Below are 13,342 nucleotides of genomic sequence, written 5' to 3'. Positions count from 1 at the left end.
TCTCCTTGCAGGAGAGGGAGGACGGCATAGAGGTCCAGTCATGAGACTCATCAAGCTTTTGATTCTTATATCGGTAGCCTTCCTCGCCGCGGCGTGCGGCGGGGGAGGGGGGAGCACGCCCCCCCAAAGGACGGCAACCATTACCTTTGGGGTCATGTCCAACATAACCACCCAGATCCTGGGGATCACCCTGGCGGCGAAACTTCCCCCCGGGGTTGACGTCGCCTTCAACCCGTCGACCTTCGAGCTGACCAAGCCGAGCCTCCGTGCCACGACGGGGACCTTGCAGGGCGGGGTCAACGGAACCTTCTCCAGCAGTACGAACACCGTCACGCTCAACTGGGTTGGCGGTGGTCTCACCAGGGATTTTGGGGCGCTCCCGTTTGCGCAGCTGGATTGTACGATTCGCCCCGGGGTCAACCTGACCCAGCAGGACTTCACCACCCTGAACACCCCGTTCCCCGCCTTCGTTGCGGCTGGGGCGGACGCAACCACCAATGCACCGGCCTCCACCGACGACATCTGGGCCGGAAAAGTAACCCCGACGATGACGGTGAACTTCGGTTTCTGACCGATCGAGCCCCGTGAAAGCGGACCGGCTGCCGCTCTCGGCAGCCGGGTCCGGAAGCTTCCTGTCCTCTCAGACCGATACTGTTGCACCTCGACTTTTCCCGGGTGGTCCGCTCGCAACCGAAGGGGCACCGGGCCTAACATACCAGCAGCACCTCGCCGCATTTCCGAGTTCGTTATCCGCCGTCAGGTTCCCGAAGACGGCAGGAGCCACCGACCGTCCACGCCCTGGCGCCCTCGGCGCCCCTGCGTCAACGGAACAGCTCATGATCATTGTTCATTGATCATTGATCATTGAATACGACTTCACCCTTGTCGGGAGCATCGTATGAAAGAAGTGACCGTCACGACCCTGCTCGCTTGTCTCCTCTGGCTGGTTGCCGCCGCTCCGGCCTCGGCGGTCACCGTCGATCCGCCCCACGGCGACTACAGCTGCATCGTCTGCCACACCGGGCACGTCACCCTGGGGAGCACGGGGTTCAACAACATCTGCCTCTCCTGCCACCGGCCGGGGGTGCCGCGCGCCGGTGCCAAGCCCTTCACCCTGGCCGACGCGTCCGACCCGTTCGGCCGCTACACCGGCGGCGGCAAGGTGAAGCTGCAGACCTCGCACCGCTGGGACGGCGGCGATACCGTCCCCGCCGCGGGGGCCGAGCCGCCGCTCTTCCCGGCGCTCACCTCGGTCCGTACCAAGACCGGCGGGGACCTGGCCTGCATCCGCTGCCACAACCAGCACTCCAACGCCAACCCGCCGTTTCTGCGGATGCCCAACGACCAGGACCAGCTCTGCTTCGACTGTCACCGCAGCCGCAACCTCCGCGATCAGCTCTCCGGCACCCATCCGGTCAACTTCGGCCTTACCGCGCCCGATTCCAAGGCGGTCCTGAACCCCGCCCAGTACAACAACCCGCCGGTGAACGCGAACCCGGCCAATGCCAGCTCCGACCTGAACGCCTTCCTCAAGGGGGGGAAAGTGGTCTGCTCCACCTGCCACCGGGTGCACTACGCCGATTCCAACAGCGCCACCTTCGACTCGTACAGCTCCTACTACCATCTGAAAGACGGTGACGGGGTCATCCTGCGCACCGACCGGCGCGGCGCTCCGGTCGCCGCCGGGGCCGCCGACAACGTGAACATCTGCACCAGCTGCCACGCGGGGAAGAAGAACCACAACTACCGCGGCCAGAACGTGCAGTGCACCGACTGCCACGGCGCCCACGTCGTCCCCGGCGACGGGAGCGTCCCGAACAGCTTCCTGATCCGGCGCCTGATGAACTTCTCCAGCCCGGTCGGCGCGGTGCGCCAGCGCCCGGTCTTCTCCACCGCCACCTCGGCCCTTTCCGCCAACTTCAAGGACCAGTCCGGAACCGGCGTCTGCCAGGCCTGCCACGAGGTCCCCATCGCCGTGTCGCCGCTGCACGCCCTCCCCGAGGCGATGGCGCGCGACTGCAAGGACTGCCACTTCCACGACAACGCGCTCGGCTCCTTCTCGGGCGGCTGCAACATCTGCCACGGCTACCCCATCACCACGACCAACATCGGCGGCCCCACCGGGCTCGCCACCCCGGCCACCGGGGTTTTGGGAGCCTCCCCCGCCTCGGCCGGGGCGCACGGGACCCACGTCACCTCCAAGTCGATCCAGTGCCTGGCCTGCCATTCCGGCTACACCCAAAGCCCGATGGGGAACCACGTCCTGGAGATGGGCTTCGGCGTCACGCCGCAGACCTGGTTCGGCTTCGTCGGGACGGTGACCACCGGCACCATCAACGCCAACTCTTCGCTCAACACCGGCTACAGCTTCAAGGCGAACCCCGGGACCACCCTCAACCTGACCCCGGGCGGCCAGGTGAGCTGTTCGATCTACTGCCACGGGGGGACGCTCACCGGCGGCACCAATACCACCCCGGTCTGGACCGGGACCGGACAGGCAACCTGCGGTTCCTGCCACGGGGCGAGCGCCGCGAATCCGCCGACCACCGGAAGCCACCTGCGCCACGCGGGTAACGGGACCAGCCTGGGCAAGAACAACCTCGCCCTGGACTGCAGCACCTGCCACGGCAACGTCGGGGCGGTGCGGCACGTGAACGGGACCGTCCTTTGGGACGTCACCAAGAACGGGGCGGCCGCCGCCTACCGCGGCGCGGCCACCGGCTCCACCGGCACCCTCGCCCCCAGCGCAAGCTACGGCCAGTGCTCCAACACCTACTGCCACTCGGACGTGCAGGGACCGGGCGGGGTGGGGGGACCGCAGAACTTCGCCACCCCGACCTGGGGGGGCGCCGCGCTTGCCTGCAACGGCTGCCACCAGTTCGACATGACCCAGCCGAGCGCACCGGGGAGCCACCGGAAGCACTTCACCAGCACCATCTGGGGGCAGACACCGACCTGCGACACCTGCCACTTCGGCGCCGGGGGCGGGACCGGCAAGCATGCCGACGGCAACATCGACGTCGTCTTCGCCGGCGGCGGCAGCTACAGCCAGTCCCCCAACCCGCCGGGGAACGGCTACGGAAGCTGCGCCGGGACCTACTGCCACAGTAACGGCACCAGCTTTACCGCTCCCTTCGGGGCGGCCCGGCTGCTGCCGACCTGGAACCAGCCGCTCCCTTCCGACTGCAGCGGCTGCCACGGCGGGCTCAGCACCGGCCCGGATTACCCCAACGGCACCCCCAAGGCGAACAGCCACGCCCAGCACGTCGCGGTGAACCACCTGGGTTGCAATGCCTGCCATGCCAGCGTCACCAGCGACGGGGTCACCATCACCACGCCGGGGAACCACATGGTGCAGAAGTACTTCGTCGCCGCCGGCGGCGGGGCCGCCTTCTCGGTCACCGCCCTGGGGACCCCGGCGAGCCCGACCAGCTGCGCCGACATCAGCTGCCACGGCGGAACCGGTCACGGGGCCACCTGGGGTGCAAGCCTTGGGTGCCAGGACTGCCACCTCTCCGCGAGCGCGGACCTCGACGTCTTCTCCCTCCCGTTCACGACCGCGTCGCCGGTCGGCAACGTGAACCAGGCGGAGTGGACGACGACCGGCCACGGCAAGACCGCCGGGAGCTACAACTCGGGGAACCCGGCGGCGAAGCTCGCCGGGACCTCTCCCTGCCTCTACTGCCACGACGCCGGGACCGGCCACAACGTCGCCGTCAACCCGTTTAGGATGCTCAACTACTCCTCGGCCGCCTGGGGGCGCAACCAGCCCTGCCAGAGCTGCCACGCTCCGGGCTCCGCCGGGGTGAGCGCGGGCGGGGTCCTGGTGAACGCGACGGTCAAGATCTCCTCGGCCCACTTCGGGGTGAAACACGGCGGGGCGAACAACGCCGGCCAGTTCTGCTGGGACTGCCACGATCCCCACGGCGACGGGAACGACTACATGATCCATGCCCAGGTGGCGCTTTCCTCCGACCACGGCACCGGCGCCCCGGGGAGCTCCGCTGCCGTAAGCTTCGTCCTCGCCCAGCCGGGCACCCCCGCCTGGGGCGATTTCGTCAAGCCGGGACCGGCCTTCAACGGGGTCTGCCAGGTCTGCCACACCGGGACCGGGGCGAGCGCCGTCGACCACTTCCCCGCCGGCGGCTTCGACGCGAACCACAATCCGGGCAGCTCCTGCGTCGGCTGCCACAGCCACAACGGCGCGGCCCCGACCCTCGGCTTCCAGCCCAGCGGGACCTGCGACACCTGCCACGGCTATCCCCCGGTCTCGGCCGGCTTCGTCGGGACCTCCGGCAACTGGTCCTCGGCGCGGCTGGAGAACTATCCGGGCGGCGGCGGGGCGCACACCATCGCCAAGCACGTCTCGCCGAAAGCGACTCCCGCCGGCGGGTTCAGCAACTGCAGCAAGTGCCACAACGTCCTGGACCACCGGATGAGCCCGGTCACCTTCCTCCCGGCCAGCAACGTGACGGTGCGGGTGAACCCCTTGTTCGGCTACGAGTTCGGGAAACTGGCGCGTTACAGTTCCAACCGGCAGAACGGCACGGCACACGTGACCGGCAACTGCTCCAACATCAACTGCCATTTCGGGGCTTCTCCGAAATGGGATCCGCAGCACTAGGGGGACCGGATCGGCAGTGCCCGATCCGGGGACTCAACGAGGGGTGACGTTATGAGGAGAATCGAGGGGAAATCGATGTCGTTCGGGATCGGGTGGGGGATGATCGCGGTCGTTCTTGCCCTGGTTGCGGCGGGGCCGGTCGAGGCTTCCGTGCTCAACTCCTGTGTCACCTACTGCCACCGGATGCCGCCCAAGGACGGCACGCGCAAGGGAAACCTGCACTTCGATTCCCGCTCCAGTGCCTTCGGCGGCAGCCACAGCACCCATGCCTTGGGTACGGTCAGCACCTGCGAGCGGTGCCACCCGGGGGCGAGCGGCTACAGCTTCGGCCACATGACCAGCGCCGCCAAACCGGTGATCAAGGTCGGCTCCAACATCAACAACTCCCCGGCCACCGGCGCCTATAACAAGGCCGGGGTAAAGGCGACCTTCTTCAACCAGACCTCGCTCCCCGTCCTCGGGAGCTGCAGCAACGTGAACTGCCACTTCAACAGCGCCACCGATACCTGGGGAACCGCACCGTATGCGACCGCCGACACCACGAGCTGCGCCAAGTGCCACGGCGCTCCCCCCGCGACCGGCAACCACGCGAAGCACGTGACGGTCTTCGGCGGCACCGTGAGCAGCTGCGCCAGGTGCCATCCGGACCACGCCGCCGAAAGCGCCAAGTTCCAGCACGCCACCTCCGCCGCGGCCGGGCACCGAAACCTCATCGTCGTCCCCGGCTCCGGCGCCTACGGGACCGGGCGGACCGTCTACCCGAACTACCTCCCCAGCGGCTCGGGAAGCTATGCAAGCTGCACCAACGTCTACTGTCACTCCACGGTCCAGGGGGGCGGAACCACCGGCGGCGGGGCACCTTCGGCCTTCGGGACCGTCGCCTGGGGGGGCGCCGCCCTGTCCTGCGGGAGCTGCCATGCCGACGAGTCGGGGCTGGCCGCCACCGGAAGCCATGCCCTGCATGCCGGGACGACCGGCAACGGCCAGTACGCCTGCGCCACCTGCCACAACGGGACGGTGCCGCCGGTCCAGGAGCAAAACCACGCCGACGGCAACATCAACCTTTCCTTCTCGACGCCGACCCAGCTCACCGCCCCGATGGTGCAGGCGACCCAGTATTCCAACGGCAGCGCCTTCTCTCCGTCGGCCGCCTACGGCAGCTGCTCCAACACGAGCTGCCACGGCTCGGGAAGCCCGACCTGGGGGGCCAACACCACCCGGGTCAGCTGCGAGAAGTGCCACGGCTCGGCCGCCACGGTGCCGTTTTATGCCACCAACGCGGCGACCGCGACCAGCGACGCCAAGGCGGGGGCGCACACGAACCACCTGAATGCCACAAGCTCCGGGCACAACATCACCGGGAACATCGCCTGCACCGAGTGCCACACGGTCCCCGCCACGGTGAACACCCTGGGGCACTTCTCCAGCGCCTCGCTCATCACCTTCGGCACCCTGACCAAGAGCGGCGGCGGGACCCCGAGCTTCACCCGCGCCAACCGGACCTGCAGCGCCACCTACTGCCACGGCGCCACCCTGGTGGGGGGCTCCAAGACCAGCCCGGTATGGAACACGCCGTTTCTCACCGGCAGCGCCGCCAACGACTGCGCCACCTGCCACGGCTATCCGCCCCCCGAAGGGCCGCACCTGCCGACCAAGCTGCCGACCGAGTGCGCCGGCTGCCATCCCAACGTGAACGCCGCCGGGACCGGGTTTATCAATCCGGCGCTGCACATCAACGGGACCATCGACGTCAACAGCAACTGCGATTCCTGCCACGGCTATCCGCCGGCGAGTGCCGGGTTTGTCGGGACCAGCGGGAACTGGTCTTCCGCCCACGGCGAGAACTACGCCGGCGGCGGGGGAGCCCACACCATCAACGCCCACGTGAAGAAAGGGGCGCGCCCCAGCGAAGGGTGGGCCAACTGCCAGAAGTGTCATAACCCGGCCGACCACGTCATGTCGCCTCTGGTCTGGCTGCCGAGCAGCAACATCAAGGTGCGGGTGAACTCGGTCTTCGCCTACGAGAACCTCAAGTTCGCCCGCTACACCTCGAACCGGCTCGACGCGGCCAACCACGTGACCGGGACCTGTTCCAACATCAACTGCCATTTCGGCGCGTCGCCGAAGTGGGATCCGCTGCACTAGAAGCGCCGCTTACGACGTGAGTACGCCACACCCTCCGACAAGGAGCTACCGATGGAAATGACGATGAGATACGCTGACTTGGGCAGGCTTGCGCTGATCGGAGCGATCACCCTTACGGCCTGGCTGGGCGGGACCCGGCCGGCGTCGGCGGAGGTGATCAACTCCTGCGTGACCTACTGCCATTCGCTGCCGCCTGCCGATGGAGCCCGGAAGGGTTCCACCGTGGCGACGCCGACCAACGCGACCCTGCAGGGAAACCACGGGACCCACGCCACGGCATCGGTCAACAGCTGCGCCAAGTGCCACCCGGGAGCCGCCTCCTATACCTTCGGGCACATGACCACGGCGCAAAAGCCGGTGATCAAGCTGGGCGCGAACCTGAACTCGTCCCCGTCGACCGCGCAGTACCTCAAGGGGGGCACGGCGACCGTCTTTTCCAACCAGACCAGCGTCCCGATCCTCGGTAGCTGCAACAACGTGAACTGCCACTTCGGCTCCGGCACCGACAACTGGGGGAGCGCCGCCTACGCGAGCCCCGACACCACCGTCTGCGCCAAGTGCCACGGCGCCCCCCCCGCCTCGGGAAGCCACGCCAAGCACTTCGTCTCCTTCGGCTCGACGGTGACCGGCTGCGCCCAGTGCCATCCCAACCACGCCGCCGAGGGGACCCCCTTCCGCCACGCGACCTCCGCATCCCCGGGCGGGCGCAACCTCGCGGTCAGCTTCACCGCCGCGCCGACCGGCGCCGGGACCTACACCGCGGGGACCCACGTCCTGTATCCGAACTACTTCACCACGAGCACCGGCTACGGGTCCTGCGCCAGCCTGTACTGCCACGGCAGTTCCGCCCCCTCCTGGGGGGGCGCCTCCCTGCAGTGCAACTCCTGCCACGGCGCGAGCAACAACGGTGATCTCTCCGCCGGGACCACGGCGGGGCACGCGATCCACTACAACCAGGCGACGGTCTTCACCAACATCACCGGCAACAACGTGACCAGCGCGGCGGCCTACGGCTTTGCCTGCCGCAACTGCCACCCGACCGGCTCCCATGCCAACGGCCCGGCCAACACCCTTTCCTCGGCCGAGATCGGCGGGGCGAAACTGACCGGCGCGCAGTACACCCCGGGGACCGCGTCGGTGACCGACGCCAAGGGATTCAAGTACACCGCGGGGAGCTGCTCCACCAACAGCTGCCATGCCAACGGCCAGGGGGGCGCGCCGCTGGTGACGGTCTCCTGGAGCGCCGCCGCCACCGGCACCTGCGTGCAGTGCCATGACACCAAGCAAACCGGCGCTACGGCGACGAAGCTGTCGGGCAAGCACGACAAGCACATGAACCCGACCAACAACGCGATCATCGGGACCAACAACGGGCTGGACTGCGTCAACTGCCACGCCAAGACGGTGAGCGCCACCACCACCGTCTCCGACCGGACCAAGCACGTGAACGGGTTCCTCGACTACTCCGGCGCCCGGGCCGGGGGGAGCGCCCGCTACAACGGGACCACCAAGGTCTGCTCCAACGTCTACTGCCACAGTAACGGCAATCCGGGCGCCATCGTCTACGTCAACATGACCGGGAGCAAGAGCTGGACCGGCGCGGCCAGCCTCTCTTGCAACGGCTGCCACGGGCGGACCAGCGCGATCGGCGCCCCGGACTACGTGAACGGCGGGGCGGCGCCGAGCAGCACGGCCAACAGCCATCCCAAGCACGTCGCCGGAGCGACCGGCACGACGATCTGCGCCACCTGCCATAACAAGACGGCCAATGCCACGGTGGCGAGCCGCTTCAAGGATTACACCGCGGCCAAGTACCACCTGAACGGCACCCCCAACGTCTACTTCGACACCACCCAGGCCGGCGCAACGGCCAGCTTCACCCAATCCTCCGGAACCTGCTCCAACGTGACCTGCCACGGCGGGACCGGGAGCAGCGCCACCTGGGGCGCGACGCTGAACTGCCAGGACTGCCACGGCAACGGGGCTTCCGCCTCTACCGCGGACTTCGGCGCCACTTTCTGGAACAACGGGGTGATGTCCAAGATCCAGATGACCGGAACCGGCTCCTGGGCGGGCAACGGCCACGGGCTCGCCTCCGGGACCTATCCCGGGACCGGCTATCCCGCGGCCAACTTCGGGGTGCAGGCCAGACAGTGCGAGTTCTGCCATGATGCCACCGTCGCCCACAAGGTGGCGGCGAACCCGTTCCGGCTCTTGAACTTCTCCACCGCCGCCTACGGCAGAAACGCCCCCTGCCTGGTCTGCCACTCGGCGACCGGCGCCGGGGTGAACGTGAACGGCACCACCATCAAGCGGACCACCTCGCCTGCGGTCGAGGCGGACCACTACGGCTCCAAGCACAGCGCTTCGCTCTCCGGCGGCCAGTTCTGCTGGGATTGCCACGACCCGCACGGGACCGGCAACACCAACCAGGCGATGGTCCGCGCCAACCCGGCGGTCGCCTCGGACCGCACCACGAGCGCGCCGACCGCGCAGAGTACGACGGCCGCCGCCTTCACCCTGTCGGCGACTCCGACCGGAACCGACTTCGCCAAGAGCGCGGCGCCCTTCAACGGGGTCTGCAACGTCTGCCACACCACCACGAGCCACTACACCCAGACGGCCGGGGACGGCCACAACTCCGGAAGCGCCTGCACTGCCTGCCACTCGCACGCCGGGAGCGCCCACGGCGGGGATGCCTTCACCCCGGTCGGCGGCGGGGTATCCACCGGCGGCAACGCCTGCTTCGGCTGCCACTCCAACTTCCAGGCCGCGATGAGCATCGTCGGCACCAGCCGGACCGCGAGCTACCACCACGTCCTGGGGACGAGTTCCACCGACGCCGGCGACCAGGCGCCCAACACCGGGAGCTACCCGACCAGCACCACCAACGTCTACTGCGTCTCGTGCCACGTGGACCACAACTACTTCAACAACGGCGGGACGGTCACCACCAAGGGGGCGAACCTCAGGGTGGACATCGCCACCGTCTCGGGGGCGGCGCCGTCCAACACCGATTTCGTGAACAGCGGTACCTTCGGCATCTGCGTCTCCTGCCACAGCGCCTCCTTGACCCGCGATACCACCAACCAGGCGGCGGGCGGAGTGGCGACGACCCCGATCGTCTCGGGAAGCCAGTACGCCGCCAGCATGCATAACTACACCACCCTGTCCGCCTTCGGGACCCAGCTCTTCGCGGCGAACTGCGTGAAGTGCCACACCGACGAACAGGCCAAGGACAAGCAGACCTCGGTGAACAAGTTCGGCCCGCACTTCAGTGCGTCGGTCAGCATCTTGGACGACCTGGGAACCGGCACCCTGGCCCAGTACCGCGAGCAGACGCTTTGCTTCCGCTGCCACAGCCAGTCCACCGACACCGCCTTGGGCGGGACGCTCAAGGCGGCCAACGGCAAAGACTGGTTCGGCTCCAATACCATGCGGAGCTCTGCCGAAGACACCTACAAGTCGTTCACCTCGGCGGGCCGGTCGCCGCGGCACAAGATTTCCGCCTACTCCGGGCTGCACAAGGCCAACGAGACGCTCGCCGACATCGCGGCTGCCAAGCACGTGGAATGCACCGACTGCCACAACCAGCATGCCGCCAAGTTCGGCAACCACTCCTCGACCGCACCGACCACGGCGAAGGGGAGCCGGGCCAACACGCTGCCGGGAGTCCTCACCGGCGTCGCCGGGGTCACCGTGACCACCTGGGGGACCAGCTGGGGGAGCGCCAACACCTACGGCCAGTCCGGCACCACGGCGCTTCCGAACGCCACCGCGGAATACCAGGTCTGCTTCAAGTGCCACACCAACGCGATGGGGTCGACCGGCTGGTTCAAGAACATGACCAGCGCCGGGCAGGTGGGGGCCAAGAACCTGGCCTGGACCGACCTGAGCATCGAGTTCAACCCGAACAACGCCTCCGGCCATCCGATCGTTGCGGCGCTGCCGAGCACCCGGCAGCTCACCGCGGCGAAGCTCGCCGGCGGGTGGACCCCGGGGAGCGTGATGACCTGCTCCGACTGCCACGCCACCGATTCCACGGCGTCCAAGGGGCCGCACGGCTCGTCGGTGAAGTGGATGCTCGCCGGGGTGAACAAGGCGTGGCCGTACACCTCGGCCGCCGCCAACGGGACCACCAGCGGGACCTACTTCCGCCTGGCGACCTACAACACCGGAGCCGGCACGGTGAACGGCCTGTTCTGTCTGAACTGCCACACCGTGACCGGGTCGAATAGCTGGCACTCTGCCGGCGGTCTCGCCACCTCCGGTGGCGAACACTACAACAGCACCACCGGACCTCCGGTCTGCGTGAACTGCCACCTCCGGGTACCGCACGGCGGGAAGATCTCCCGGCTGCTGCAGACCACCAACGCCCCGGTACGCTACCGCGCCAACGGCGCGTCCGGCACGCCGCTCTTCAAGGCGTGGGGGACCTCGACGGTCAACATCAAGGGGAGCACCTTCGGTAACGCGAACTTCGGCTCATCGTGCTCCGAACACAGCGGCGGCGGCTCCGGGGGCGAGGCCTGGTAAACCGCCGGAACATGCAACCTCCTGACTTGGCCGGGGAGAAATCCCCGGCCTTTTTTTGCGGATTGTCATCGAAAAGGGATTGTCCGTGAAAAGAAGTAGACCTCGCTCCCTACGTCCCCTCTCCTTCAAGGAGAGGGACAGGGTGAGGATGGGGCCACGAAAGCTACGTGGCGTGCTTGCCTCCCGACCCTTTCCCGTGGTAGCTAAAGGGAGAAGAAATTTAGGAGGGGCAAGACGTGAAGAAAGACGCAGGAAACGGCAGCCGCCTGGTCTGGTCCAGCGAGGCGGGGAGGATGTGTCCCGAGTGCGGCAAGCCGGTTAAGGGGTGTGTCTGCAAGAAGAAGGGCGCCGCCCCGGCGGGGGATGGCGTGGTGCGGGTGCGGCGCGAATCGAAGGGGAGGGGGGGCAAGACCGTGATGGTGATCACCGGGCTTGCGCTCGACGCGATGGCGCTGGCGGCGCTGGGGGCGGAACTCAAGAAGGCCTGCGGCAGCGGCGGGACCGTGAAGGACGGCACCATCGAGATCCAGGGCGATCACGGTGACCGGATCATGCAGGAGCTTTTGAAGCGGGGTTACCAGGCCAAGCGGGCCGGCGGGTGAAGGATGAGAGGCGGGGCTAGGGGCTGATGGCCAGGATCTAGGGGAAAGCCAAAGGCTCCAGGGAATCGTAAAGACCGATCCCCCTAGCCCCCAGCCCCTAGCCCCTAGCCCCGATTTTAAAGACGCCCCGGCTTGCCGCTGGATCCATGACTACTCAACCTGATACGCCTTCCCCTCCATCACCACGGTATCGCCGGGGCGCAGCTTGCGGCCGCGGCGCAGTTCGGTTTCGCCGTTCACCTGGACCAGCCCCTCCGCGATGAGGATCTTCGCCTCCCCTCCGGAGCTGACCGCGTCCACGGCCTTGAGAAAGCTGTCCAGCTTGATGAACTCTCCATCGATCTTCATTTACCAATCCCCTTTTCCCGATGCGCTGCATCTCTGTTGAAGTCACCGACGATATTTGATACAAAAAGGTATTTCGCGCAAGGAGATTTCTTTCTATGTACACCACCAACGATTTCAAAAAGGGGCTCGTCATCAAACTGGACGGCGCTCCGTGTCTGATCCTGGACGTCGCTTTCCAGTCCCCCTCCGCCCGTGGCGCCAATACCATGGTGAAGACCAAGTACCGCAACCTGATCACCGCGCAGGTCTTGGAGAAGACCTTCCGCTCCGGTGACAAGGTGGACGAGGCCGATTTCGAGCGCCACAAGGGGCAGTTCCTCTATTCCGACGGCGGCAAGGGGATCTTCATGGACCTGGAGAACTACGAGCAGTTCGAGATGGACGAAGAGGCGTTCTCCGCCCTGCAGCCGTTTCTTTTGGACGGGACCGAGGTGCAGCTGGGGATTTTCCAGGAGCGGATGGTGAACGTCGATCTCCCGATGACCGTGGAACTGGTCGTGACCGAGACCGCCCCGGCGCTGAAGAACGCGACCGCCACCGCGCAGACCAAGGAAGCGTTGCTGGAAACCGGGTTGAAGTTGCAGGTGCCGCCGTACCTGGAAGCCGGTGAGAAGATCAAGGTCGACACCCGGGACGGCCGTTTCATCTCCCGCGCCTAAGTCATAGCGCTACCCGTTACTATCTGAGCAAAAGAGCCGGCGCTGCACAAAAGTGTTGACAGCCGTCGGCAAACAAAGTATAAGGTTGGTCTCTTGCCCAGATAGCTCAGTCGGTAGAGCAGAGGATTGAAAATCCTCGTGTCGGCGGTTCGATTCCGTCTCTGGGCACCAGCAAAAATCAAAGGCACTTACGCGAGCAAGCGTAAGTGCCTTTTTGTTTGCCTGCAATCTGGAAATTGCCCCGGCGGCTCTTGGTGAGTTCCAAGAGCCCTCTGCGAAGCTAAGGAGCCTCCCTGCGAAGCTTAGGAGACCCTCTGCGAAACTAAGGAGACCCTCTGCGAAACTTAGGGAACCCTCTGCGAAACTAAGGAGACCCTCTGCGAAACTAAGGAGACCCTCTGCGAAACTAAGGAGACCCTCTGCGAAAC

Annotated in this window: 7 protein-coding genes and 1 tRNA gene; 7 read left to right on the top strand and 1 reads right to left on the bottom strand. The window is 66.8% G+C overall.

Going from position 1 to position 13,342, the window contains the following annotated elements:
* Positions 1 to 40 precede the first annotated feature (40 nt).
* From JFN93_RS11715 to JFN93_RS11695, 5 genes are all read left to right on the top strand, one after another.
* Entirely contained in the window at positions 41 to 571 is a 531-nt protein-coding gene (locus tag JFN93_RS11715) for a hypothetical protein (protein ID WP_199384273.1), read from the top strand.
* 327 nt (positions 572 to 898) lie between these two features.
* Positions 899 to 4,624: a CxxxxCH/CxxCH domain c-type cytochrome gene (locus tag JFN93_RS11710; protein WP_199384272.1), complete on the top strand. Its 3,726-nt coding sequence runs from the start codon at positions 899 to 901 to the stop codon at positions 4,622 to 4,624.
* Between the two features lie 51 nt (positions 4,625 to 4,675).
* A complete protein-coding gene (locus JFN93_RS11705) occupies positions 4,676 to 6,769 on the top strand; it encodes a CxxxxCH/CxxCH domain c-type cytochrome (protein ID WP_199384271.1) in 2,094 nt (697 codons plus the stop codon).
* Positions 6,770 to 6,832: 63 nt separating this feature from the next.
* Positions 6,833 to 11,305 (top strand): CxxxxCH/CxxCH domain c-type cytochrome, encoded by a 4,473-nt coding sequence (locus JFN93_RS11700; RefSeq protein WP_199384270.1) that lies wholly within the window; start codon positions 6,833 to 6,835, stop codon positions 11,303 to 11,305.
* A 236-nt stretch (positions 11,306 to 11,541) separates the two neighbouring features.
* Entirely contained in the window at positions 11,542 to 11,907 is a 366-nt protein-coding gene (locus JFN93_RS11695; RefSeq protein ID WP_199384269.1) for a translation initiation factor Sui1, read from the top strand.
* 150 nt (positions 11,908 to 12,057) lie between these two features.
* Here JFN93_RS11695 and JFN93_RS11690 read toward each other — a convergent pair whose 3' ends face one another.
* Positions 12,058 to 12,255, bottom strand: a complete 198-nt coding sequence (locus tag JFN93_RS11690; RefSeq protein WP_199384268.1) for an RNA-binding S4 domain-containing protein — start codon at positions 12,253 to 12,255, stop codon at positions 12,058 to 12,060.
* A 95-nt stretch (positions 12,256 to 12,350) separates the two neighbouring features.
* Between JFN93_RS11690 and JFN93_RS11685 the strand changes: the two genes are divergently transcribed.
* Positions 12,351 to 12,914: an elongation factor P gene (locus JFN93_RS11685; RefSeq protein ID WP_199384267.1), complete on the top strand. Its 564-nt coding sequence runs from the start codon at positions 12,351 to 12,353 to the stop codon at positions 12,912 to 12,914.
* A gap of 95 nt (positions 12,915 to 13,009) precedes the next feature.
* A tRNA-Phe gene (locus JFN93_RS11680) sits at positions 13,010 to 13,085 on the top strand.
* Positions 13,086 to 13,342: the final 257 nt, after the last annotated feature.

It is taken from the genome of Geomesophilobacter sediminis (assembly GCF_016458275.1).
In the GTDB taxonomy this organism is placed as follows: Bacteria; Desulfobacterota; Desulfuromonadia; order Geobacterales; family Geobacteraceae; genus Geomesophilobacter; species Geomesophilobacter sediminis.
This window is presented reverse-complemented; position numbering and strand designations above follow the sequence as displayed.

Excerpts from the sequence above, each read along its gene's own strand:
- JFN93_RS11715 (WP_199384273.1), top strand. The coding sequence starts at position 41 with ATGAGACTCATCAAGCTTTTGATTCTTATATCGGTAGCCTTCCTCGCC.
- JFN93_RS11710 (WP_199384272.1), top strand. The coding sequence starts at position 899 with ATGAAAGAAGTGACCGTCACGACCCTGCTCGCTTGTCTCCTCTGGCTG.
- JFN93_RS11705 (WP_199384271.1), top strand. The coding sequence starts at position 4,676 with ATGAGGAGAATCGAGGGGAAATCGATGTCGTTCGGGATCGGGTGGGGG.
- JFN93_RS11700 (WP_199384270.1), top strand. The coding sequence starts at position 6,833 with ATGAGATACGCTGACTTGGGCAGGCTTGCGCTGATCGGAGCGATCACC.
- JFN93_RS11685 (WP_199384267.1), top strand. The coding sequence starts at position 12,351 with ATGTACACCACCAACGATTTCAAAAAGGGGCTCGTCATCAAACTGGAC.
- JFN93_RS11690 (WP_199384268.1), bottom strand. The coding sequence starts at position 12,255 with ATGAAGATCGATGGAGAGTTCATCAAGCTGGACAGCTTTCTCAAGGCC.